Source organism: Owenweeksia hongkongensis DSM 17368, assembly GCF_000236705.1.
GTDB lineage: Bacteria > Bacteroidota > Bacteroidia > Flavobacteriales > Schleiferiaceae > Owenweeksia > Owenweeksia hongkongensis.
In genome coordinates this window covers 3,712,439-3,735,842 of sequence record NC_016599.1, presented here as the reverse complement: position 1 = coordinate 3,735,842, position 23,404 = coordinate 3,712,439, and the positions used below count along the sequence as shown (strand labels likewise).

At 39.2% G+C, this 23,404-nt stretch carries 23 protein-coding genes; 3 read left to right on the top strand and 20 right to left on the bottom strand.

Going from position 1 to position 23,404, the window contains the following annotated elements; genetic code table 11:
* Positions 1-23 precede the first annotated feature (23 nt).
* Positions 24-695 carry a YceI family protein gene (locus OWEHO_RS16435; protein ID WP_014203629.1) on the bottom strand — a complete coding sequence of 224 codons (672 nt, stop codon included), beginning with the start codon at positions 693-695 and terminating at the stop codon, positions 24-26.
* Between the two features lie 133 nt (positions 696-828).
* Between OWEHO_RS16435 and OWEHO_RS16430 the strand changes: the two genes are divergently transcribed.
* Genes OWEHO_RS16430 through OWEHO_RS18340 form a run of 3 tightly spaced genes read left to right on the top strand, consistent with a single transcriptional unit; the run spans position 829 to position 2,325 of the window.
* A complete protein-coding gene (locus tag OWEHO_RS16430; RefSeq protein WP_014203628.1) occupies positions 829-1,680 on the top strand; it encodes an SPFH domain-containing protein in 852 nt (283 codons plus the stop codon).
* Positions 1,681-1,682: 2 nt separating this feature from the next.
* A complete protein-coding gene (locus tag OWEHO_RS16425; protein ID WP_014203627.1) occupies positions 1,683-2,183 on the top strand; it encodes a hypothetical protein in 501 nt (166 codons plus the stop codon).
* Entirely contained in the window at positions 2,176-2,325 is a 150-nt protein-coding gene (locus OWEHO_RS18340) for a hypothetical protein (RefSeq protein ID WP_014203626.1), read from the top strand. Before OWEHO_RS16425 ends, OWEHO_RS18340 begins: the two co-directional genes overlap by 8 nt.
* A gap of 104 nt (positions 2,326-2,429) precedes the next feature.
* Here OWEHO_RS18340 and OWEHO_RS16420 read toward each other — a convergent pair whose 3' ends face one another.
* The 19 genes from OWEHO_RS16420 to asnB form a co-directional block, all read right to left on the bottom strand.
* Positions 2,430-3,518 carry an efflux RND transporter periplasmic adaptor subunit gene (locus OWEHO_RS16420; RefSeq protein WP_014203625.1) on the bottom strand — a complete coding sequence of 363 codons (1,089 nt, stop codon included), beginning with the start codon at positions 3,516-3,518 and terminating at the stop codon, positions 2,430-2,432.
* A 33-nt stretch (positions 3,519-3,551) separates the two neighbouring features.
* Positions 3,552-4,814 (bottom strand): ABC transporter permease, encoded by a 1,263-nt coding sequence (locus OWEHO_RS16415; protein WP_014203624.1) that lies wholly within the window; start codon positions 4,812-4,814, stop codon positions 3,552-3,554.
* A 94-nt stretch (positions 4,815-4,908) separates the two neighbouring features.
* On the bottom strand, positions 4,909-6,141 hold the full coding sequence (locus OWEHO_RS16410) for an ABC transporter permease (RefSeq protein ID WP_041627692.1): 1,233 nt from the start codon (positions 6,139-6,141) through the stop codon (positions 4,909-4,911).
* 76 nt (positions 6,142-6,217) lie between these two features.
* A complete protein-coding gene (locus OWEHO_RS16405) occupies positions 6,218-6,910 on the bottom strand; it encodes an ABC transporter ATP-binding protein (protein WP_014203622.1) in 693 nt (230 codons plus the stop codon).
* Positions 6,911-6,980: 70 nt separating this feature from the next.
* A complete protein-coding gene (locus OWEHO_RS16400) occupies positions 6,981-7,421 on the bottom strand; it encodes an exosortase F system-associated membrane protein (RefSeq protein ID WP_014203621.1) in 441 nt (146 codons plus the stop codon).
* The gene (gene xrtF, locus OWEHO_RS16395; RefSeq protein WP_014203620.1) at positions 7,418-8,002 is read right to left on the bottom strand and encodes an exosortase family protein XrtF; all 585 of its coding nucleotides are present in this window, start codon (positions 8,000-8,002) and stop codon (positions 7,418-7,420) included. Before xrtF ends, OWEHO_RS16400 begins: the two co-directional genes overlap by 4 nt.
* A 2-nt stretch (positions 8,003-8,004) precedes the next feature.
* Positions 8,005-9,597, bottom strand: coding sequence for a hypothetical protein (locus OWEHO_RS16390; RefSeq protein ID WP_014203619.1), 1,593 nt, complete (start codon positions 9,595-9,597; stop codon positions 8,005-8,007).
* Complete coding sequence (locus tag OWEHO_RS16385; protein WP_014203618.1) at positions 9,590-11,524, bottom strand: polysaccharide biosynthesis protein; 1,935 nt, start codon at positions 11,522-11,524, stop codon at positions 9,590-9,592. The genes OWEHO_RS16390 and OWEHO_RS16385 overlap by 8 nt, the downstream gene beginning before the upstream one ends.
* Before the next feature lie 729 nt (positions 11,525-12,253).
* The gene (locus OWEHO_RS16380) at positions 12,254-13,402 is read right to left on the bottom strand and encodes a DegT/DnrJ/EryC1/StrS family aminotransferase (RefSeq protein WP_014203617.1); all 1,149 of its coding nucleotides are present in this window, start codon (positions 13,400-13,402) and stop codon (positions 12,254-12,256) included.
* Positions 13,403-14,041: an acetyltransferase gene (locus OWEHO_RS16375; RefSeq protein ID WP_014203616.1), complete on the bottom strand. Its 639-nt coding sequence runs from the start codon at positions 14,039-14,041 to the stop codon at positions 13,403-13,405. It abuts the gene before it with no gap.
* Positions 14,042-14,095: 54 nt separating this feature from the next.
* Positions 14,096-14,632, bottom strand: a complete 537-nt coding sequence (locus OWEHO_RS16370; protein WP_014203615.1) for a sugar transferase — start codon at positions 14,630-14,632, stop codon at positions 14,096-14,098.
* Between the two features lie 55 nt (positions 14,633-14,687).
* A complete protein-coding gene (locus OWEHO_RS16365) occupies positions 14,688-15,638 on the bottom strand; it encodes an MraY family glycosyltransferase (RefSeq protein WP_014203614.1) in 951 nt (316 codons plus the stop codon).
* On the bottom strand, positions 15,635-16,552 hold the full coding sequence (locus OWEHO_RS16360) for an NAD-dependent epimerase/dehydratase family protein (protein WP_014203613.1): 918 nt from the start codon (positions 16,550-16,552) through the stop codon (positions 15,635-15,637). The genes OWEHO_RS16365 and OWEHO_RS16360 overlap by 4 nt, the downstream gene beginning before the upstream one ends.
* Positions 16,549-17,298, bottom strand: a complete 750-nt coding sequence (locus OWEHO_RS16355; RefSeq protein WP_014203612.1) for a glycosyltransferase family 2 protein — start codon at positions 17,296-17,298, stop codon at positions 16,549-16,551. The genes OWEHO_RS16360 and OWEHO_RS16355 overlap by 4 nt, the downstream gene beginning before the upstream one ends.
* Before the next feature lie 7 nt (positions 17,299-17,305).
* Positions 17,306-18,361: a glycosyltransferase family 4 protein gene (locus OWEHO_RS16350; protein WP_014203611.1), complete on the bottom strand. Its 1,056-nt coding sequence runs from the start codon at positions 18,359-18,361 to the stop codon at positions 17,306-17,308.
* Between the two features lie 11 nt (positions 18,362-18,372).
* Positions 18,373-19,470: a glycosyltransferase gene (locus OWEHO_RS16345; protein ID WP_014203610.1), complete on the bottom strand. Its 1,098-nt coding sequence runs from the start codon at positions 19,468-19,470 to the stop codon at positions 18,373-18,375.
* The gene (locus tag OWEHO_RS16340) at positions 19,467-20,918 is read right to left on the bottom strand and encodes an oligosaccharide repeat unit polymerase (protein ID WP_041627690.1); all 1,452 of its coding nucleotides are present in this window, start codon (positions 20,916-20,918) and stop codon (positions 19,467-19,469) included. Before OWEHO_RS16340 ends, OWEHO_RS16345 begins: the two co-directional genes overlap by 4 nt.
* A 145-nt stretch (positions 20,919-21,063) precedes the next feature.
* On the bottom strand, positions 21,064-21,579 hold the full coding sequence (locus tag OWEHO_RS16335; RefSeq protein ID WP_014203608.1) for an acyltransferase: 516 nt from the start codon (positions 21,577-21,579) through the stop codon (positions 21,064-21,066).
* A 5-nt stretch (positions 21,580-21,584) separates the two neighbouring features.
* On the bottom strand, positions 21,585-23,402 hold the full coding sequence (asnB, locus tag OWEHO_RS16330) for an asparagine synthase (glutamine-hydrolyzing) (protein ID WP_014203607.1): 1,818 nt from the start codon (positions 23,400-23,402) through the stop codon (positions 21,585-21,587).
* Between the last annotated feature and the right edge of the window lie 2 nt (positions 23,403-23,404).

The window sequence follows — 23,404 nt, the reverse complement described above, 5'->3', positions numbered from 1 at the left end:
CTATTTAACCAAACATCTGATTCTTAAGCCTTAGAAGCCTTAAGATCAACCATTAACTTAATGTTGTTGTCGATAAGGTTATCCTTAGCAACACTCTCTAGATTTTTTGATCCGTACATTACGTTCCAGTTGGTACGATCGATTACAAACTCTGGAGTGGTTAGAGTTACCATTTCATCCTCTACATTGATGGTAGCCGGAAAAGTAATGTTCTTTTCAGTTCCTCTCATATTAAGGTTGCCACTTACTTTGTGAGTAGCTTCACCTTCAGCAGCTGCTTCTACTTTGGTAATAGTAAAAGTAGCAGTTGGGTGATTTGCTACATCAAAAAAGTCAGCACTGCTTAGATGACCGATTAATTTTGCTTGATTGTAATCACCTTCTTCAGGAAGATCATCGTTAGTGATAGATTTCATATCAATTACGAATGAACCACCAACTACATTGCCTCCTTCAGTCATCAATTGTCCTTCAGTAACTTGAATAGCACCGGTGTGCTTTCCATCACTGTAAGTTTTGAATCCTTCCCATTTTACTTCATCACCGTCAGTTACTACTGCATAAGTTGCTTCGGTTACTTCTGGGGTTGCTACCTCTTCTGCTTCTGTGGTTTCTACAGTTTCAGTAGGAGCGTTATTACAAGCTACAGCAAAAAGAACTGCAGATGCTGCGAAAAATTTACCTAAGTACTTCATTTTGTATTGGTTTGTGTTTTATTAATGTTTAAACAATGAATGTGCAAATATATAGTAAACGCCACTGACTATGCAATAGTTCATAGTTAAAATTTATTTTGTATTATTGTGATATCATTTTAATACCAAACCAATGAAAGAAGAAAAAATTATATCTGCTCAATCAGGTTATTTACACCTGGCCATTTCTTTACTCCTTATTGCAGGCGGAATCTTTATGATTACCGAGGGAAATCTTTTTGCTCTGGCGTTGATACCTATACTGCTACTGCACATTGTAGGTTTTACCGTTGTCAGCCCAAACAAAGCTCTAGTATTGGTTCTATTTGGAGATTACAAAGGGACAGTTATAAAAAACGGCTTCTTTTGGGTAAATCCATTCTTCACCAAAAGCAAGATAAGCCTGCGCGCTGCCAACCTTGAGAGCAAACCCATTAAGGTAAACGACAAACTGGGTAACCCAATAATGATAAGTGTGGTGCTGGTGTGGCGTGTAAAGGATACTTACAGAGCAAGTTTTGATGTAAATGACTTTGAGGAATTTGTATTGATACAAAGCGAAACTGCGGTGCGTAAACTGGCCAGCGCTTACCCTTATGACACTTTTGACGATGAGGAAGCAGATGTAAGTCTTCGCAGCGGCCTTGAAGATATAAACCATGAGCTGGAGCGCGAAATGCAAGACCGTCTAACTATGGCTGGTATTGAAGTGATAGAAGCCCGAATTAATCATTTGGCTTATGCTTCTGAAATTGCCGGAGCAATGCTTCAGCGTCAGCAGGCTACCGCAATTGTAGCAGCCAGACTAAAAATAGTAGAAGGTGCCGTGGGTATGGTAGACATGGCTCTTGCCGAATTGAGCGCCAAGAATATTGTGGACCTTGATCCTGAAAAACGTGCTGCCATGGTAAGTAATCTGATGGTGGTGCTTTGTGGAGATAAAAATGCAACGCCTGTGGTAAACACCGGAACACTTTATAATTAAGAATGAGAAGCCTGGTAGAAATACAGCGTTTTAAAGACGGCAAACTAGCTCTAGTCTTAATAGTTGTTTTAGGCTTGACTCCGTTGCTTCTATTTGCTATTGGATGGTCGCAAATGAAGGAGTTTGCCACAGATGACTTATGGACAATCGCTGCAACCAGTCTTGCCATATCACTTCCCATCTTTATTTCCTTAAGGATAAAAACAATGGTTCAGCTGGATTCTAATAAAATAGTATACCAAAGCAAGGCCTTCTTTAACAGGAAAAGAACCATACCTACAGACAATATTAAAGAATGGAATATAACTGACCATCGCTGGACCGATGGCTTAGGCCACCAGCATTCATTACAAAGAAAAAGCACCTATGTGATGCGGCCTGAAAAAGCTTTGGTAATAAAAACACGGGATGGCCGAACGTATAAATTTGGCATCAACCGCCCCGGAATGGTAAAGCGTTTTATACACAATAACTGGGAGCAAAACGAAGAAATATATGGCTAAGAAAGCTTTTGCACTGAGGATAGATGAAGAGATGCTGAAAGCCGTGGAAAAATGGGCTGCGGATGAATTTCGCAGTACTAATGGTCAGCTGGAATGGCTGATTAATAAAGCACTAAAGGATGCGGGAAGAGCGAAGAAGTGATAGTTGGCAGTTGGAAGTTGGCAAAATTATCTTGCCGGAATTTAGCCCTTGTTATTTTGCAAACTGCCAACTGATTCTTTTAAACTAAAAATTGCAAACTGAACCTACCCTGCTTTATTCCAAACCTTAATTTCGGTATCAGCTTCTACTCCGCTAAGCACCTCCACGTTTATCCCATCAGAAAGACCAAGCTCCACATCTCTACGTTCAAACTGTTGGTCGCCAGTAGAAATTTCCACATAGGGCTTACCATCATCAAACTGTACCAAGCTTTCCTTTACAGATAAAACCGAATCCTTTCTGGAAAGAACGATATCTGCATTAGCGCTATACCCGGCACGAATAAAATCGGCTGAATCCAGTTTCACTTTTGCTTTAATTACAAACTGGATGGCACCATTTTCTTCAACTCCTTTTGGAGCGATGTATTCCAATTCGGCATTAAACTGCTTGTTTTCGATAGCGCCAACGGTAAGTAAAATGTCCATTCCTTCTTTAATCTTCCCTACTTCAGATTCGTCAATTTTCCCTTCAAAAATCAAATCCTGCATATCGGCTAGTGTGGCAATGCTTGTTCCTTCATTAAAGGTATTGCTCTCAATTACCTGATTTCCCACTTTTACAGGGACATCCAGCACCATGCCCGGCACGGTTGCCCGAACAATAGTCAGAGCTACTTCACCACCTTTTTTACTTGCTCCCTCTCTAATGATTGAAAGATTGTCTTTGGCCGCAGCCAACTCCTGCTTGGCATTTCTATAGCTAAGGTCAATGCGCTGGTACTCGCTTGTGCTGATTACATTTTTATCAAAAAGGGCTTTATTTCTGTCGTAATCAATCTTGGCATTATCCAGCGCAAGTTGAGCTACTTCCACCCTGTTTTCAGCATTATTTAGGGAAACCATATCCGGAATAACCTTGATCTTAGCAATCTGCTGATTGGTAGTCACTATGTCTCCCGCCTCCACATATACTTCGGTAATAATGCCGCTCACCTGTGGTTTTAGCTCCACTTCTTCCCGTGGAATAATACTTCCCGTGGCAACGGACTTATTGATTATATCGCCATAAAAAGGAGTCTCGGTAGTGAATACTTGAGGCTGCTTTTGTGACTTTTGATAAAGATAAAATAGCGTGTAGATAAAAATTCCTGCAATGATGACAAGAAGGGAAATTCGAAAAAAGCGCTTCATCTATTCTTTGTGTTTGTTTAGTTTCTAATAAATTTACTCATATCGCAAAGCCTCTACCGGACGTACACTCACCGCTTTTCGGGCGGGAATAATTCCGGCCAGCACACCTGCCACAATAAGTATAAATAATGCTGTAAGTACGATAGATAATTCTACACCTGGATTTCTAAAAAAACCGGATTGCTCCGAAAAGCTATTCATGAGCATGGTGATAAGCTCTAAAAGCCAAACCCCGCAGATGATTCCTATAATTCCAGCTGCAGTGGTAAGCACCACAGACTCCAAAATCACTTGAATCATAATGCTGGAAGGCGTTGCTCCTAATGCTCTTCGCACTCCAAATTCCCTTGTTCGTTCTTTTACAATTACAAGCATAATATTGCTCACACCAATGGCCCCTGCCAAAAGCGTTAAAGTACCCACGATAAGCGACAGTAGATTGATTCCGGTAAGAAGTGACATCATACGATTATACGCTTCTTCCATGTTCCAGCTACCCAGCGCCTGGTCATCTTCAGGATTTACCTTATGTCTTTCTTTCAACACACTTTTTACCTTATCGCCTACTTCGGTTACTGAAACTCCATCCTTACTAGTAATGCTAAACCAACCAATAATATCGCCCCAATTGTAAGCCTGCTGAAAAGTGGTAAGTGGAATGTAAATGGCTTTTTCTTGCTCTTCCGAACGGTTGGGATCATCAGATTTACTCTTAAATAAACCCACCACCTTGTAATTGATACCTTGTGCTTTTATGTAGGTGCCTATTGGGTCTTCGCCCGAAGTATATAAAGAATTGTACACCTCCATTCCTATCACACATATTTTTCGCTTATCGCGAAGATCATTATAGTTCAGAAAACGCCCTTGCACCATTTCGGATGGTTGCACCTGTTGAAACTCAGGATAGTCGCCATAAATGTTGAAAGCCCCCGTTTTTACACCACGTGTTACATTGGCAGAACCCCTATGTCCACCGGCCTGGCAGCGCGGTGCCAACACCTCAATATCCGGAACAGCTGCTCGCAAAGCCGGCACATCACTATTTCTAAAGTTAAAATTGCGACCACGCTTAAAGCCTTTATAGGGCATACTCGTAAGTTGTGTCCAAATGAAAATACTGTTGGTAGCTGTTCCTCCAAATCCGGCACTGGCTCCATTTTGAAGTCCTTTGCCGCTGCCCATCATTATCACCAGCATAAATATTCCCCAAAACACACCAAAGGCTGTAAGGAAGGTGCGAAGTTTATTTCGCCCTAGTACTACTAATATTTCCTGCCACTGGTCGCGATCCATTTCTATTTACGATTGTTGATTTTGGATTTTGGATTTTTCATTGGTGGTTTGTGAATTTCTTTAGAGTTTAGTTTTTAGTATTTCGAGTTTTAGTTTACTCTTCCCTCAATGCTTCAATAGGCCTAATGTGTGCAGCTCTCCTCGCGGGAAAAAATCCCGCTAAAGCACCGGCCACCACCAGTATTCCTAGAGTTATCATTGCTATTTTAAAGTTTACTTCCGGATTTTTGAAAAAGTCATGGTCAATACCACCACCTACAGAACTCACCAGTAAAACTCCCAACACTAAACCTACATATCCCGAAAAGGTGGTAATAAAAACTGACTCTTGAATAATCAATCCAATGATTGACTTTGGTGTAGCTCCCAATGCTTTTCTAATTCCTATTTCACGGGTACGCTCTTTTACCACTATCATCATAATGTTGCTCACACCCACTATTCCGGCTATGATGGTTCCGATACCAATTACCCAAACAAATATTTTTATTCCACCAATCACGCCAATTACCTCTTGCATATTTTCCTGACGATTCCATATCCTTAGGGCACTTTTATCGGAGGGGTCAAAGCCTTTTCGTGCGGCCAAGTCATTTACTATACGAGCTTCCAACGCTTTGCTATCGTCTACATCATAATCCTCATTGTAGGCTACTATTATTCTATTTAGCTCTTCAGGATCGGTACTCAAGGTTCGTTGACCAACATTTATTGGCAAGTACACATTATCCTCTTCATCATCACCTCCGTCATCGCTATACACACCTACTACTTCAAACAATACTCCGTTTACTCTTATGTATTTCCCAATTGGATCCACACCTTTAAAAATGTCGGTGGAAACCTTACGACCGATGGTAGCCACTTTTCTAAATTCCTCTATATCCCGCTGATTGATGTATCTGCCGGAAACCATATTATTTCGCTCCAGGCGCTGATGCTCGGGGTGGACACATCGCACTTCATAATTTGCAGCTTCTTTGCCCCACACTATCTCAGCTCCCCAAAAGTTTTTACTCCCTGAGGTTTCCTCCAAATCCTGATTACTTCTTACAATTTGGTTGTAATCGGTATTATTCAAAATAATGGGACGGTTGGAATTGTAACCTTTATACGCCACTGATGTACGTCCACCATTTACCCAAAGGCTATTTGTGGCATCACTCAAAAACTCAGACATGGCGCCATTTTGCAAACCTTGACCAGCTGCCAACAGCACAACCAGCATCATAATACCCCACGCCACACTAAAGCCGGTAAGAAAAGTACGAAGCTTGTTCTTACGGATGGTGGTGAATATTTCTTGCCATTTGTCTATATCGAACATCTGTATTGGGTAGTGGTAATTGGTAGTGAGTAGTGGGTAGTGGGTAGTGGGTATTAAGAAAAAGAACAATCTGTACTCAATACCCACTACCCACTACCTTTTCAGTTTTGTTTATTAGTCCATCTTTCATAAAAATAATTCTATCGGTCATATCAGCGATATCCTGCTCATGAGTAACGATTACCACCGTAATGCCTTGCTCCTTATTTATTCTTTTAAAAATGTCCAACACCTCATAAGAAGTAGTTGTATCCAGGGCTCCAGTAGGCTCATCGGCCAATAATACTTTAGGCTGAGTGATAAGTGCACGGGCTATGGCTACACGCTGCTTTTGCCCCCCAGAAAGTTCACTGGGTAAGTGATGCGCCCAATCTTTTAGCCCAACACTTTCTAAATATTCTAAGGCCAGAGCATTTCGCTTATTTCGGTTTATACCTTGATAATAAAGCGGCAGCGCCACATTTTCCATGGCATTTTTAAAACTGATAAGATTGAACGACTGGAATACAAAGCCTAGAAATTTATTGCGATACTGTGCCGCTTTGGTTTCTGTAAGCTTTTTCATTGAAGTGCCCGCCAGCGTATATTCTCCCTCATCATAAGAATCGAGGATACCGAGAATATTGAGCAAGGTAGATTTACCGGAACCTGAAGAGCCCATTATAGAAACCAGCTCACCATCTCCTATATGGAGGTCTATTCCTTTTAAAACCTGCAACGGTTTTCCACCTGTATAGTAGGATTTTTTAATCCCCTGAAGTTCAATCATAGTAATACTTTGAATGAAATTTCAAGAGTAGCAGAAATTGGGTTCACCAAAAGTAGGTAAAAATTAATGACTACTGCACTTGACTTTTTCGTTGAAAAAAGAAGGCCGGTATGAGCAACATCATCAGCACCGGATTCATCACCACTCTATGCAAATGCGATATCATGGATGAAAAACCTGCCGGCTGGGCCAGGTATAGCCAAAGATAAATTGGCAACAATACAAGCAGCCCGAAGAACATAACGTACATGGCAAAGCGCGCGTATTTCTTTTCACCAAAAATCCCATAAATAATGGCTATCGAAAATAGGTCATTACAAAGGTATCGCCCTACTTTATTTACTACAAAAGGAAAAGTTTCGGTATCAGCATACGAAGTTGCATAATCCAGTTTCTGTGGAAGCTTAGCCTTAAAAAGTATGGAGTGAAAGTCCAGATAATCCTGAAAAAGGTAAACCAGAAAAAGCCCCGACACTCCAAGTGCAATGTAAAACCAACGGGTAAGGGTCATGCTTTTTTCTTTAAAGACATTCCTTGTTTTCCAGAAAACTTAACCACCCAAAGGTACCACAGCAAAAACACCGAAAGGTAGATTACCGCAGTAAAACCATACTTATGAAAAAAGTGGAAGGCTTCGCCCCCCCACTCCACATTGAGTAAACTGAGCAACATCAGGCGGGCAATATTAGAAATGTGAATAAACAACAAACCAGCCGGAATGAACAGAAGCATATTGAGCCATTTGCCTCCAAAAGCCACTACGAAAGCTACAAACAAAATCATGATGTTAATTCCATTGCAACCTTCCTCTATGGAAATAGCGTAATTGTTATCCAGCCAAATACTGTCATAAGTTACCTCAGATTTGTTCACGGCATTTACATGGTCATCTTCTATAATCCGAAATTGGTATCCTAAAATTGAAGCTGTTTTACCGCAGTTTACAGCAATGTACTTTGTAATGGGGTCTGTTTGTGGAGGATCAGATGTATCGTAGCTGCTGATGTAAAATCCATATAACATGGAAAACAAAAAGTAAATCCCAAAGAACTTGGCAAGGAATAAAATGGTGGGTTTAAACTCTTTCCACATAATCAAAAATCGTAGTATGAATTGAAGAATTCGGTACGGAGGCCAACAAAATAGTAGCTAAACTCACCAGATGAAAATGGAGTCGTGGTAACATCTTGTCTAAGGTTCCTTAGATTCATGCCCGCTTCCACTTTAAGTCCAGAAGCCGGATTAACAAGCCATGCTCCTCGCAAGCGAAGGTAGGTATAAGCACTGGTTTGCCCCTGTCCAATCTTGTTATCCAAATCCTGCTGTCGTTCATTATAACTTTTATAAACGTCCATTCCCCAGTCCTCTCCGGCACCATCAAGCCCCATTATACCATAGTGAAATCGCACCTCGGCTTCCCAACGTTTGTGAGTATAAATAAGCTGGACTATTCCTTCCTGAAAATTAGCTCCCCATGGGTGAGCCAAAGGCTGGCCGTAATGTGCATAATTTGTGAGCACCTCCCTATGTGAATATGTGTAAGGTCGAGCGGCATTATACTCCAATCGGCTAAAAAGCCCAGGGATGATGAAATCATATCCTTTGATGCCTAGTTGCCACCCAAACTTATTTACCCACGAACCATTACGAGCAGTGAGGTCGCTAAGGCTAAATTCATCTAACACAAACTGACCATAAGTCTGAATTCCATCGAACAATTTATAGGATGATGCTGCTCCCAGCAAAGCATTTCCTGTACCTGAGCCAACAGCATATTCCACCGGGCGATAAAATATAATGGGGTTAAAAAATGAAGCATCAATACCTTCCACCTGAGCGGTATCTCCCATCACAATGGCTTCGAAGAAACTCACATTGAGGCGGGAGTTGATATTTATACTTAGGTAATGAGAAGAAAGATACTTTTTGGCAAAGTTATTTCCAGGACTTACTTCAGGCCTTACATCATACATTTGAGCCCAAAGGTTGGTGTATTTTACAGGTCCAAAAGTGGTTTCTATTCTCAGGAAAGGATAGTTGAAACCTGCATCAGATAGAAACATTGAGCGGTAACCTTCACCAAAAAAGTTTCGGCCCTGCCCTACTGTAAAGGAAAAAATTTCATCCGGTGTAAAGGTCACTTCTCCGGAAGGGATACCAAAATCATAACCATTGTCACCAAAATCACGCGCATGCCCTTGGCCGGGAACTACCTTTCTATATTCAACAAAATCTGAAATGTATTGGGGGAAAACCGCTTGATTCTCTAAATATGAACTTCTGAACGTGACTTTCTCTCCAAGTCTACCTTCTACATTAAAACCTCGTGTATTTACGTAGCCCACACCGCTAGGATCATTTAAGGCTCCACCTTGAAAGTTCACTATTGGATCAATGGTTACCCAATAATTATCGCCTTCTAGGTTAATTAAATGTTCGTGGAAAGCTTTCCTTCTTAACCACCCATAGTTTTTCGACTTTTCAGACTGAACAGATCCAACATAGTTGTTAGAATCCAATTCCCACAAATCTAGAGGACGAACAGAGGTATGAAGATTTACATCTTTGTCATAAAGGATTCCATTATAGCGGGCATCCTGAACATGGTTGAGACGTTGATACTGATATTGCCCAAACGCGGCAATACCATTTACAAGCAGTAGAAAGACGGCAACAATTCTAGTCATTTACGATTTTCTTGAGATCAAGACTCGCAAAGATGGAATTATTACTAATAAATTCAGGTACAATTTTTTTGATTGCAGCCACCACCTTAAGGTTGTCTTCATGCAAGAGGCTGTGCTTCAAATCTTCAAACTGCTTCAAAATATCACTATGACTTTGGCAGGTGGTCTCAGCTATGAGGATTTTTGGGTGATGTGTTTCTTTAGTATTTTCCTTAATAGCCAATAACTCTTCGTAGAGTTTCTCACCTGGACGCAAGCCTACTTCTTTAATCTCAATATCTTTATCTAACTCAAGCCCACTGAGCATCACCATCTTTTTGGCAAGGTCATAAATGCGAACTGACTCTCCCATATCAAACACAAAAATCTCACCTCCTTGCCCCATGGATCCTGCTTCTAATACAAGGTTACAGGCTTCGGGAATAGTCATAAAGTATCTGGTGATCCGCTTATCGGTAAGAGTAATTGGACCTCCATTTTCAATTTGTCTTTTAAACAATGGAATTACAGAACCATTAGAACCCAATACATTTCCAAATCGAGTAGTTATAAACTGTGTTTGTGTCCCCTTCTTTTGCGCCAGACTTTGCACATATATTTCAGCCGTACGCTTTGTAGCACCCATCACATTCGTTGGGTTTACGGCTTTATCGGTAGATACCATCACAAATTTCTCAACACGATATTCTACTGCCAAATCTGCAATGATGCGTGTACCAAACACATTCACATTTACCGACTCATAGGGATTGCTTTCCATCAAGGGCACGTGCTTATAAGCGGCAGCATGAAAAACTAAGTCTGGTTCAAAAGCTTCAAACACGCGATTCATACGTTTGCGATTAGAAACATCACCAATTACAAACTCTGTAGCTTTAAATAATTCCGGGTGGTGCACTTTAATTTCCGATTCCAAATCATATAAGGCAGATTCGGCCTGATCAAGAAGAATAATTTTTCGCGGTTGATAGTGGAGTAGTTGACGGGATATTTCGCTTCCAATAGAACCAGCAGCACCAGTAACCAACACCACCTTTCCTTTGATTTCACGTGATATATTCACATTATCCAAAATAATAGGATCACGCTCAAGCAAGTCCTCAATTTTAACAGATTTAATCTGCTTAGTACTCAACTCTCCTTGTATCCAGTTTTCTAGTGGAGGAACAATTTTTACTTCTAAACCAAATTCAAGGCAAAGCTCTACTATCTCTTTTTTACGCTTTGCTGTAAGTGATTTTTGAATGGATATTATAATTTGATCGGGGCGATGCTTTTTTATAAAAGCTTTGCTAAAAACCTTGGAGGGGCTGTATACAAACACTCCACCTATGGCTTTTCCAAACTTGTTTTGATTGTCATCTACAAATCCGATAATGTCAAAATCGCGAGTGGCATCCTGAGAAAGAGTACGCATAGTGGTAAGACCCGAGGATCCTGCACCATAAATAAGCACCCTACTTTGCATTTTCCGCTTTGAGCTTAAAAGTATTTCGTAAAAGTATTTAACCAAAAAGCGCAAACCAATAAGGGTAACCAGAACACATAAGAAGTGAATTAATAGAATCGAACTCGGGATAAAAAACACACCCCGATTAACCGCTGAACTACTTTCTACAAATGAAAGTACAAATAAGCTTGATGCTGCAAATAAGGCCCCTTTTAAAACATTGGCTGCATCTCGAATGCTGGTATGACGAATGATCCCCACATAACTGCGAGTAACCAAAAAACCTACGGCATAAAAGAAAAGAACTACAGGTAGCTTGGTAATAGCTCCATGCTCTTGTGTGGCAATTAAATCAAAATTGAAACGAACAACAACGGCAAAGAAATAGGTAATAGAAACTAAAAAGATGTCTCCAGCTAGAATAATCCATCGCGCGAGGTAGCGATCAGCATATTTAAGTACGAACTTTCTTATCATGACTAAAAAGAGAGTGTTAGCGGCCGCTAAATTAGTTAAATAGTTCTAATCCATTGAATTGAACTCCAAAGATATCCACACTTCTGTACATAACTTAGTAAATGTTAATTATCAAGGAGTAAACGAACATTAGTTGTTGGTGGTTGGGGAATAACGAATATCAGATTCAGAGATTTGCGATCTTCATTTTGGTGTAATGAACAAACAATTTTGATTCTTATCTTCTTTTTCTCGTGTTCACAAAGAAAGAAAACAGCCTCCACTAATAGATATGGAGAGAGTTCATGAACTCTTACTTAAACAATAAAAGAAGAGGTGAATAAGAGTTTATATCTTACTTTTTTCTCGAGTCAAAAAAGTAAGCCAAAAGTCCCAGACTACTCATATTTTCCTTGAAGCCTACATTCCCTTCCGCTAAAATTTAGAAACTCATTCCGCCTAGCAGCGGAACTCAAACAGCCTAAATTTTTACGCTCCACTTCATTTGGCTTCTTACGGAAAAGACGAAAGGCCTATCCTTTGAATGCTATAACTGGAAAACATGAAGGGTTATCCGAAATTCGATAGTATTCATCTTCCCCATATATTTTTAGAGATAAGGTTAATTCCAAACTATATGCCAAGGAAGAGTGTCACCCTGATTATTATTACGTTGCAATACAGCCAAAATTTCACGCTTCAGTTTTGTTAAATTGCTGCGGAAAATCTGTTAGGACCTCAGAAAAAAGCTTACGAGAAAATGCTATCCAAGCAAGAGGATATCCGCTCAAAGTCTTCATCAGTAAGATTGGAACCGCTCGGCAAGCACAATCCTACGTCAAATAAACGCTCTGAAACACCCGTGCTTACAAATGGATATTTTTCAAATACTGGCTGTAGGTGCATGGGTTTCCACAATGGGCGAGACTCAATGTTTTTGGCCTCCATGGCAAGTCGTACCGCCTCTCGGGTTAAGCCTTTGTTGACCTCAGGGTTAATTACAATGCAACTTAACCAGCGGTTGCTAAAGCTACCTTGAGGCTCTTGCTGTAGCTGAATGCTGTATCCTTTGGTATTGACCTCAGCAAAATACTTTTTGTAGCGCTCAAAATTAGCTCTTCGTGCTGCAATGCGATCGTCCAAAACCTGCATTTGGCCACGACCAATACCTGCCAACACATTACTCAACCTATAGTTATACCCTACTTGAGAGTGTTGGTAGTGAGGAGCATTGTCTCTTGCCTGTGTAGCCAAGAATTGTGCTTTTTGGATAAGATCAGCATCTTCAGAAACTAAAGCTCCACCTCCACTGGTGGTAATTATTTTATTTCCATTAAAGGAGTAAATCCCCATTTTTCCAAAAGTACCGGTATGTTTATCATCGTAAGTAGAACCCAATGACTCTGCAGCATCCTCGATTACTGGAATACCATGAGTATTGGCTACCTTCATTATACCATCCATTTTAGCAGGCATCCCATATAGGTGTACCGGAATAATAGCCTTGGGCAATTTAGCTTCCCCATACTTTCCGGCAAGGCAGTTTTTAACGGCCTCTTCCAAAGCCTGTGGGCACATATTCCATGTATCTTCTTCGGAATCGATAAAGATGGGGATTGCGCCTTGGTAGATGATAGGATTTATGGTGGCTATATGAGTATGGGTTTGCACCAGTACATAATCGTCATGAGTAATATTTTGAATTACCAAAGACAAATGCAAAGCCGAAGAACCAGAGTTCAAAGCACAAACTTCACTCCCACAATAATTTTTAATATCTAGCTCAAAAGAATCCAGAGTATCCCCTACCGGGGCCAACCAATTAGAAGCAAAAACTTTATTTACAAATTCCACTTCAGCGCCAGACTGATGCGGGGGAGACAAGTATATTCTATTCATTTAAGATTGTAACTCTTTGGCAGGAACACCTGCAAAGGATTTATAGGAAGGTATATCCGTATTTACAACAGCCCCAGCCCCAACTACACAGCCTGTGTATAAGGTAGTGGCTTTTATCAGCTTCGCTCCTGTCCCTACGTATACTTCATTTTGTAACCTTGCTCCTCCACTGATGTTCACACTTGGCATGATGGAGCAGTAATCTGCGATAGTAGCATCATGCCCAACGGTACAACTTAGGTTGATCAAATTGAAATTGCCGATAAAAACATTTGTGGTAATAATACAGCCATCAGATATAATATTCCCTTCGCCCATCTCAACAAAGTCAGGAGAATGTAAGCGGGCATATGGATGAATTATATTGGGATAGGTAAAGCTTTTTTCTTTCAACCTTTCATGAATTAGCTTTTTGACCTTTGGTGAGGCAACAGCAAGAACCACATAAAAGTCCTCATCAGAATTAATCAACCAATCAATGCCTCCTAGTACTTTTAGGTCATTCACATACTCACCATGAGGGAGTCCATCGTCCACAAAACCCTGTAGCGAAAAGGAGTCAGCAAGGTAATATTGTATGGTAGCAGCAACCTCACGCCCCAAACCTCCCGCACCTATTATTACAACTGTCTGTGCCATTTATTCATTACTGTCTTTAGAATTGTTGCTAAATATAATCGGATTAGTCAACAACTAATTCTTCCCGTTAAATGGTTTGCGAATGTCAACTTCCGACCTTGATGAAGTAAAAACTTTTAAAAAAGTCTTTGCCAATACTTTTAAATCCAAATATATGCTTTGATGCTGAACATAGTACAAATCCATCTCAAACTGGCGCTCCCACGAAATAGCATTCCGTCCATTTACCTGTGCCCAACCGGTGAGTCCTGGTTTTACACTATGTCTTTTATACTGCTCTTCGGTATAAAGTTCCAGATACTCCGGTAGCAAAGGTCGTGGTCCGATAAAGTTCATATCACCTTTTACTATGTTTATCAATTGAGGTAACTCATCGAGCGAGGTTCTTCTTAAGAATTTACCCCAAGGCGAGATCTCGCCATTACCTTGTCCCATACTTTGGAACTTATAAAGGATAAAGCTAATGCCATTTAGTCCACTACGCTTTTGCTTAAAAAACACATTTCTATATACTATCAGTTGAACCATTGAAAGTAACAACAACAGCAGACTGAGAATCATAAGAAGAATAAATGCCAAAAATCTACTCATATACATTTTCTGTAAAACGAGCTACGATTCCTAATAATGAAAAGCAAGCTGTTGTTTATGCCTTAATAGTCCTCAGTATGCGCGACTTTGCAAAAGTGTAGATTACGCTAAGAACTACCAAAATACTAAAAGCCACAAGAGGAAGTAGTTGCGAATCTATTAGCTTAATAACAACAAAGCTTATCATCAATTGCAGAAATGCATAAAGAGCGGCAACGCCAATATGCGGGACTTTCATCTCATTTGCCAAGTACTGATAAAGATGTGAGCGATGAGGCTTAAATATATTTTCCTTTTTGCTTAAGCGATGTATAATCGTAAGCACGGCATCCACACCATAGACAGCTACAAAACATATAAACTCCCACCTACCAGTAGCAAGAATAATTGTGATTAATAAAAAAGCAATTATAAATGCCATACTCACACTACCCACATCACCTGCAAAGGTTTTTGCTTTTTTACGTGCGTTGAAAAAGGCAAAAATCACAGCGGATATAGCACTTATCAAAATAAGAGATAGTGGCAATACCTCCTGCATCATGTTATATACCCCAACGGGTATTAAAACCGATATGGCATAAAAAGCCGTTATTCCGTTAATCCCATCCATAAAATTGAAGGCATTGATCCAACCGATGATGAGTACAAAAGCTATAATCCACCAATAAGCAGGAAAACTATAAATACCAAGATCGTACATCAAAAGGGCAACGCTCAGTAGGTGAATGGCCAATCGTGGTTTGGTGGAAAGCGTTAAAATATCATCTAAAAAACTAATAACAGAAATAAGTAATACGCCCAATGTGAACCAGGGATATTGAAATCCGAAAAACAAAAACCACAATAAAATAGCAATGGGAAAAATGATACCTCCACCGCGAATGGTAACAGAGCTATGTGAGCTACGCTCGTTGGGCTTGTCAATAATATTGTAGCGATCGGCAATACGGAAGTAGAGTAAAATAGCGACTACTAAAAGTACAGATACAACAGTATAAATCATTTATTAAAGCTCTTTATAGTTTCTCGCAATCCATCCTTTGCCGAAACAGGCATTGTACCAATATTTAAGGCTTGCTTTACCTTGTTATTAGACACCACATAACTTTCGGTAAGTTTTTTTAAGCGATCCGGATTTAATGGCAATTTTAGAGCTCCTCCAATTTTGGCCAGACCTGACATCATAGAAACCGGGATTTTTAAAAGACTAGGTTTCTTCGAAATACATTTGGCAATTAGCTTCACAAGTTCATTGGTTGACAAAGATTCATCGTCAGCCACTTGGTATATACCAGAGCTTATATTTTTATTTTCAATAATACCAGCAATCACAAAATTGAGATTTGCAATAGAGAGAAAAGACCTTCTATTTTCAAATGCTGCCAAAGGGTAAGGAATACCTTTTTGAACAAATTTATAGAGCAAGTTCAAATTTCCTTTATTACCCGGGCCATGAATCATACAAGGCCTCAAAATAATGGCTCTTTTACCTTCCGGGAGATTTGCGTTTAGAATATACTCTTCGGCTTTCCTCTTTGATTGCCCATAAGGGGTTTTAGGGTTTGGGCTAAGCTCTTCAGTAAGTATTCCCTCCACCGTATCGGCAGCCGCTTTTACACTACTCATGTATATAAACACTTCGGCTTTACTTTGAAGGAAATGTTCAAACAAGCGAATAGTCAAATCCGTGTTTACCTTAAAGTATTCATCTGCTCCCGAAGTATTACTCACATCATGAGCTTTGCCGGCTAGATGGATGTAAGCTTCAATATCATCGGTAATGCCCGATAGATTTGACCATAAGTAATCTGCATTCGCACGGCCTAAAGTGTGGGTATGAACAGCCTTCTTGTTAAGGAAATGAATTAGATTTTGACCAACAAACCCTGAGGAGCCTGATATCAATACTGTACTCATCTTGAATATTTTTTCATGCCATTTAAGGCATATACTACCAATAAATACATAGACTTAAACAGGTTGATTTTCTCTACATCCCGATACACTTTCCATACATAATACATCGCCTTCCATTTATTCCGGGATACCGAACCTTTTCTTATCCGATAAGTTGCTAGAGGTTTTTCAATCCCGTAGGCAAAGTTCACATCTTTTAGAATGTTTAACCATAAACCATAATCCTGACGCTTCTCAATATTTGGCATATAATACTTCCCTATTTGCTCAATATCAATAAAAGCTGTGAGGCATGAAATGGGACAGGTTCTTAAGATACTTTCATAGTTCACCTTTTCAGGCACAATAAACGGATCGTATAATGGATTGAGATCCTCATCCACTCTATAATAAGAAGAAAAGCAAAATACTTCTCCTGTTCTTTTCAAGTAGTCCCTGGATGTGCTAATAAAATCAGGCTCCCAAAAATCATCGCCATCAAGAAAAGCTAGGTACTTCCCTTGAGCAGCCTCAATTCCATTATTCCGGGTCTTGGCTGGCCCTACGTTTTTGATATTATTTAAAAGTTTAATCCGATCGTCCGCTTGTGCATAAGACTCTGTTACCTCAGCGGTATTATCCGTAGAGCAATCATTAACTATCAAAAGCTCCCAATCTGGATAAGCCTGATTAATTACAGACTCAATTGTTTTGGGAAGATACCCTGCACAGTTGTACGCTGCACATACTATTGAAACCTTGCTCATTTGATTTTCAGTTGCTTTTATCTGTGAAAAATGATTCCAAAAGGTTCATAGCCTTGTTCACAGAATACTTTTTGCTATGTCTACGCGCGCCCGTCTTCATGTTTTGCAATAATTCTCTATCAAGATGTACCCTCTCCAACTGGAGAGCAAAATCTGATTGATTATCCCACTTGAATATCAAACCTGAAACCTCATGTTCGACAAACTCTTTTGCATATTTCCAATCACTTACTATTACAGGTATTCCCGAGATATAAGCATCCAAGACTGACCCCGGGAAACCTTCAGTAAAATACTTGGTAGGTAACACCAAGATATCATAGTTTGAAAGAGTTTTGTATATAACCGAAGGATCCAGCTCTCCTTTATAAGTGGCCTCGTCTATCGCTTCTATTTGCGCCTCAAAATACTCTCTATCCTCTTCAAACACTGGCCCGTAGAAATCAATACTTAAAACTTTACCATACTTAAGTTTCATTGCCCTTATTGTTTCAAAAACTACATCCACACCTTTCATTTTTCGGACACGAGCCATAAACACAAGCCTTAAATTCCTATTGGTAACCTCTGTCTCATGTGGCTCAAAGTCGTGGATCCTGAAATTAGGAAATGTCATTACGTTCTTGAACCCATATTCTGTTTGAAGACGCTCAGTTAAATCCTCCGTTTGAGGTAAGATTATATCAACCTTTGCCAAGAGTTTTGTTAATAGTTTTTTGGTCTTAATAAAATCAGCCAACCAGCCGCCTACCACCACGTAAGCTATAGGTATTCTTTTAATTTTTGTAAGTAAAAATATTAGTGGAAAGAAAAACTTTAGGTTGTTGTGTGCTGGAATGTATATCAACTTTTGGGCTTTCCACACAGTCAAAAACATGTTTAAGATGTTCCATTTGCTTTCTTTAAAACTTTCGGTATCAAAGAACCCGACCTCATCACAATATGGTGCCAATCTCAACATTTCATAAACATTACGAGTTTTTATGGTTTGACCATCCAGCTGATTTGTTCTATACCCGAAATATCCCAACACTAATGTCTTACCAGAATCATGATTTTTCATAGAAATAGTACCTATAAAGGGTAATGGTATTTATAGCCCAAAGCATTTATTCCTTCCAAGAAAAAACTACCCACAAAGGAAATATCACTTTTGGATATCATCTCTAAACTGTTTCTCACCATAGCCTCCCTTAGCTCCGGGGTTTCAATTAATTCTACATACCGTGCCGCATATTCATCTAAACTAAAAGGGTGGATAACATATCCGTTTATCCTTTCTTTTATATACGTTTTTACATCGCCACAATCTGTAGTTATTATCGCCAATCCTGCTGCCATAGCCTCCATTATCACATTGGGAGACCCCTCATATTCAGCAAAATGCAAAAACAAATTATGATTGCTTAAAATTTCGGCCACGTTAGCCTGTGGTCCTGCAAAAGTAATTATGTCATCCAAACCCATTTCGGTAGCCTTTGCCTTCAAGGCATTCAAATCCTGCCCTCCTCCTATATGAATATGCCGTGCTTGGTGGCCCTGCTTTTTAAGGGCGTCAAACAAAAGCAGCATCCTATCCAATCGTTTTACGTTACGTACATTACCTACCGAAATAGAAGTGCCCTCATGCTTAGAATTAGAACTATTTAGTCTTCTGAACTTTTGCACATCGATAGCATTTTTCAGATACGCTGCTTTTTGCCCTGGATATATTTGATTAAGTTCTAGAATAGCTTTTTTACTATTTGCAAGAATTTCTTGAGGATAACGTAGATTAAGCTTCGCCTTTACTCCACCTACTTTAGCATATAACTTGGCCGAAGTTCGCAATGAACCTATACTGTTACATATACCTAAGGCACTTACATATACAGGCATATTTATAAAAGTGGAAAATGATAAAACTAAATCAGGTCTGAATTCTCGTAGTAATTTTCTTAATGCCAATATCTTAGAGATACTTCCTTTTTTTGAGGGTAATCCCACCAAGTTCTTACCTAAAAGTTTTCTGATAGGTTTTGTGTAAATATCATCTTCTTCGTAATTCCACACCACACATCGCACAATAACCCCTTTGTTTTGTAGCTCAGGAAGTAAGAAGGCCAATTGACGCTCAAGACCTCCGTTACCCAGCTGACCTACGACCAACACAATAGATTTCAATGCCTTCATTTATCAGAGACTTTTACTTTTTTATAACCTAAAAAAGAGTTTACAAATAAACCAACCTTCAGTAAAACATATAGAAATACCACCTCATTGAATAGCACCAATATTGTAGAGCGACCGATGTAAAGAGCCTGCGAAAGAAAAATAAAAAACAAAGCTAAGGTGGATAACCTAAAGAACTGAGCAGAATATACATTCACCTCCAGATAACGGATAAACCAAGCAAATAGAAAGAAAATCACCACAGCACCCATTGTCCCAAAATCTAAAAATATATCGGCTACAACAGTAGTTCCAAGACCTCTATCTGGGTTTGCCCCAAGTATATGCCTAGTAAGAAATGCGCTTGACTTAAAATCGGTGTTTTCCATACCTGTAAAATATTTTACAACCGTACCAGCTCCTGGTACAATGGATATAACCTGAAACACCTGAAACAGACCATTCGTATGGCCTCGACTTTCTGCATAATCAACAGCAGCATGCATCGTTCTCACAGAACCTGCTAACTCCAATGTGCTGGGTGAAATACTTGACTGAATACTACTTGTCTCCCGGAGTGTGTAGGCTTTATCAACCCTACCCCAAAAATCAGTTCCATTACCAATTTCTCTTACAAAACCTAAAAGAGATATAAAGGTAGCTCCAGCAAATATGAATAATAGCACCACGGTAAATTTCATTTTCCGCTTAGCGAGCAGTACATACCCTCCAAACAAACTTATTCCGAACTGTAGAATAGGTCCGCGGTCTCCAGATATCAAAACCAAAAAAAGGTAAATTCCGCAAATAACTAGGAAAGTGCTTCCCAGTGACTTTATATAAAAAATAAAATTACCATACATACGTCCTATTAGGCGTTCGTTCCTCACAAATAACAACACATAACCTATCATGCTTAGGAGCAGACTTTCCTGGGCATAATCAGCCAATGAACCCACTGACACACTTCCATAGTTGCCATTAAAATAATCCCAGTTTGCTGAAAACAAAAACAATAAGAGAAAAACAACCATCAGCAACAGTACTCCTTTGTTAGAGTGTATTACGGTAGAAATACGGTTGACCTGTATATGGTTAGTTCCTGTTTTAAAGTAAGAAGCAAAAAGATATCCTATATAATAAGAAACCAGAGCCAAAGCTGAAATCAAGCTCGCCTTAGGCACCAACCTGTCATTTATCATAACATCAAAACCAAAATCAGGGTATCCGCCTAGTACATAGTCTAGATAAATTTGAAAATGGACAATAATAAACCCAATCAAGAAAAGGTTAGAAATCTTTAAATACTGTCTTTTTAAAGCATACTGATTCTCTTTTCTCAGAAAAAACAGACCACTGGCTACAGAAACGTATACAAGTACTCTCCCCAAAAAATCCGAACTGAGAACGGTAGGAACATAAACTAATTCCAAAGCGAGCAGGATCGCAATTAAAATTTCGAAAAACAAGATTAAGTAGGTTCTAACCAATTTAATGAGTCTTTATAAATATTTGGTTTTAAATAACATTTAACGCTTTCATATCAGCTAACTATTCCAAGTTCAATATGAAACTTCCCAATAATATATGATGAAATCAATAGCTAATGGAAGTTTACTTTTTTAAGAACCATTCATTATCTAACGATAGAAGGTGCGCTTTTTTCTGATCTGGGGTTAAACCCTTAGTATTTACATTATACTTCAAGATCTTTGATTCTAATTCTCTAACCGTACCCACAACCTTTGCGGGGTTTCCTGCTACAATATCACCTTCTAGTATACTTTTTGTAACAACTGCCCCTGCCCCTACTATTACATTATCTGAAATACTGACACCAGGTAATATTATTGCATTGTTACCGATGTAAACATTATTGCCTACTCTGATTTTACCGAATGTGTCCAATTTAGGATGCTTCTCTCTAAATACCCAACCTCCTCCATGATTGAAAAACTTTACGCCTTCAGTTACTTGCACATGATTACCAATCTCAATAAGATATGGCTCAGAGCCCCAATATTTGGTAGCTATTCTACATCTCTCACCCATCTTGACACCAACGTGACGCGCATATTTCTCCGGTGCCATAAAATACCAACGAAATAAATTTCTCACCCTTTTAAACATATCAACTATTTATTGTGAAAACCAAATTCCTTCATCCATTTTGACAGCACAAAAAGCTTCCATAAATTAAAAGAATGGTCATCTTTACCACTCATATGATCTTCTAAATATGCTCTGGCTTTCTTTACATTTAAATTAGGAATACTTTCAAAAAAAGAATCTGTCAAAGCCTCATAAAACTCTTGCTTCAGATCCTGTTGAATCCATTTACTAAGAGGTATTGAAAACCCTTTTTTAGGTCTTGTAAAAACTTCCTTAGGAATATAGTCCTCAAGAATATCTTTTAATATTTTCTTTCTTTGTCCATTTCCATATCTATATGACACAGGTAGCTCTCTAGCCGCTTCAATTATACGATAATCTAAGAATGGACTTCTTACTTCAACCGAACTTGCCATACTTGCCCTATCTACCTTTGTATTGCTATCATTTTCAAGCCAAAGCTTAATATTTAGGTCAGCCATTCGTTGCAAAGAATTGGATGAGTTTTCTTTATACTCCGAGTAAAATTTATTCACCCAAGTGAGTTTTCTTTTCCTCTGAATAGAATTATATCCAATAAAGCGTTTTAGTGTAAATTCATCTGAATCGGTAATTCCTAATATTTTGAATTTATTTTTAAGAGAAGCTTTACCGGGTAGTCTAGATAAAATTCCAAATGCAATCTTTCGTAAAGCCGATGGGATACGGCTAATCCGATTAAACCTCTCCAAAGCATAAAAATTATTATATCCCAAAAAACTTTCGTCTCCACCATCACCTGATAGAGCTACAGTTACATGTTGCTTTGTAACTTTATTAAGTAATAGGGAAGGAAGAGCAGAGCTGTCAGCAAAGGGTTCATCATAAGCTTTTATTAAAAGTGGTAGCATTTCCAGCGCATCCTTAGGGCTACACATTATTTCCGTGTGTTCCGTACCTAAAATTTTGGCATATTCTGCTGCAGCCTGGCTTTCATCATAACGCGGATCATCAAAACCAATTGAAAAAGTTTTGATTTTAGTAGGGCTATTTTTTGCTGCAATAGCGGTTACCAAAGCTGAGTCCACTCCACCTGATAAAAATGAACCCAAAGAAACATCCGCGTGGAGCCTTATTTTTACCGCGTCATTTAGCAATTGATGTATTTCTTCACGAGCATCTTCATAAGAAACATTTCGCTCTACTACAGGCTCAAGTCCCCAGTATTCTTTAATGCTTTTTTCACCTGTATTAAGGTTGATAATCATAAAATTACCGGGCCTTAGCTTGTACACATTCTCTATAATTGATAATGGGCTGGGCACATATCCACAATCCAGATAAATTGAAACGGCCTCTTCAGATATTTTACTATCTGCTTTTATCAAAGGTCTAAGCTGGCTACATATTTCGAAGTTACCTTTGTTCCAATAGTAAAAAAACGGTTTTACCCCTAACCTATCCCGGGCACTAAAAATCTCGTTTTTACTTTCGTCATATATACTAAAGGCAAACATTCCATTGAGGCGCGGGAGCAAATCTTTTCCCCAAGCATCATATCCTTTTATCAATACCTCAGTGTCACTTGTTGTGTCAAAGGTGTAACCCTTAGCAATAAGCTCTTCCTTTATATCCAAAAAATTGTAAATCTCACCATTAAAAACAATATGAAGATGCTCATACCGGAAAGGCTGATTGGATCTACTTTCCAAATCTAAAATTGAAAGCCTGAGGTGAGACATAGTTATAGAGTTTACCTTCTGATAACCTAAATTATCTGGTCCTCTAAAATCTATCTCCTTCATCCTGCCTCTCACATTTTCTTCAGTTACCGGCAGGTTGGTCATATATATACCGCACATAG

Coding starts and splice junctions, on each gene's coding strand:
- OWEHO_RS16350 (WP_014203611.1), bottom strand. CDS start 18,361: ATGAAAAATCATGATTCTGGTAAGACATTAGTGTTGGGATATTTCGGG.
- xrtF (WP_014203620.1), bottom strand. CDS start 8,002: ATGTGGAAAGAGTTTAAACCCACCATTTTATTCCTTGCCAAGTTCTTT.
- OWEHO_RS18340 (WP_014203626.1), top strand. CDS start 2,176: ATGGCTAAGAAAGCTTTTGCACTGAGGATAGATGAAGAGATGCTGAAA.
- OWEHO_RS16420 (WP_014203625.1), bottom strand. CDS start 3,518: ATGAAGCGCTTTTTTCGAATTTCCCTTCTTGTCATCATTGCAGGAATT.
- OWEHO_RS16335 (WP_014203608.1), bottom strand. CDS start 21,579: ATGTTTAAAAGGGTGAGAAATTTATTTCGTTGGTATTTTATGGCACCG.
- OWEHO_RS16425 (WP_014203627.1), top strand. CDS start 1,683: ATGAGAAGCCTGGTAGAAATACAGCGTTTTAAAGACGGCAAACTAGCT.
- OWEHO_RS16360 (WP_014203613.1), bottom strand. CDS start 16,552: ATGAGTACAGTATTGATATCAGGCTCCTCAGGGTTTGTTGGTCAAAAT.
- OWEHO_RS16345 (WP_014203610.1), bottom strand. CDS start 19,470: ATGAAGGCATTGAAATCTATTGTGTTGGTCGTAGGTCAGCTGGGTAAC.
- OWEHO_RS16355 (WP_014203612.1), bottom strand. CDS start 17,298: ATGAGCAAGGTTTCAATAGTATGTGCAGCGTACAACTGTGCAGGGTAT.
- OWEHO_RS16385 (WP_014203618.1), bottom strand. CDS start 11,524: ATGATAAGAAAGTTCGTACTTAAATATGCTGATCGCTACCTCGCGCGA.
- OWEHO_RS16370 (WP_014203615.1), bottom strand. CDS start 14,632: ATGAGTAGATTTTTGGCATTTATTCTTCTTATGATTCTCAGTCTGCTG.
- OWEHO_RS16375 (WP_014203616.1), bottom strand. CDS start 14,041: ATGGCACAGACAGTTGTAATAATAGGTGCGGGAGGTTTGGGGCGTGAG.
- OWEHO_RS16415 (WP_014203624.1), bottom strand. CDS start 4,814: ATGGATCGCGACCAGTGGCAGGAAATATTAGTAGTACTAGGGCGAAAT.
- OWEHO_RS16430 (WP_014203628.1), top strand. CDS start 829: ATGAAAGAAGAAAAAATTATATCTGCTCAATCAGGTTATTTACACCTG.
- OWEHO_RS16390 (WP_014203619.1), bottom strand. CDS start 9,597: ATGACTAGAATTGTTGCCGTCTTTCTACTGCTTGTAAATGGTATTGCC.
- OWEHO_RS16405 (WP_014203622.1), bottom strand. CDS start 6,910: ATGATTGAACTTCAGGGGATTAAAAAATCCTACTATACAGGTGGAAAA.
- OWEHO_RS16410 (WP_041627692.1), bottom strand. CDS start 6,141: ATGTTCGATATAGACAAATGGCAAGAAATATTCACCACCATCCGTAAG.
- OWEHO_RS16400 (WP_014203621.1), bottom strand. CDS start 7,421: ATGACCCTTACCCGTTGGTTTTACATTGCACTTGGAGTGTCGGGGCTT.
- OWEHO_RS16435 (WP_014203629.1), bottom strand. CDS start 695: ATGAAGTACTTAGGTAAATTTTTCGCAGCATCTGCAGTTCTTTTTGCT.
- OWEHO_RS16365 (WP_014203614.1), bottom strand. CDS start 15,638: ATGATTTATACTGTTGTATCTGTACTTTTAGTAGTCGCTATTTTACTC.
- asnB (WP_014203607.1), bottom strand. CDS start 23,402: ATGTGCGGTATATATATGACCAACCTGCCGGTAACTGAAGAAAATGTG.
- OWEHO_RS16380 (WP_014203617.1), bottom strand. CDS start 13,402: ATGAATAGAATATACTTGTCTCCCCCGCATCAGTCTGGCGCTGAAGTG.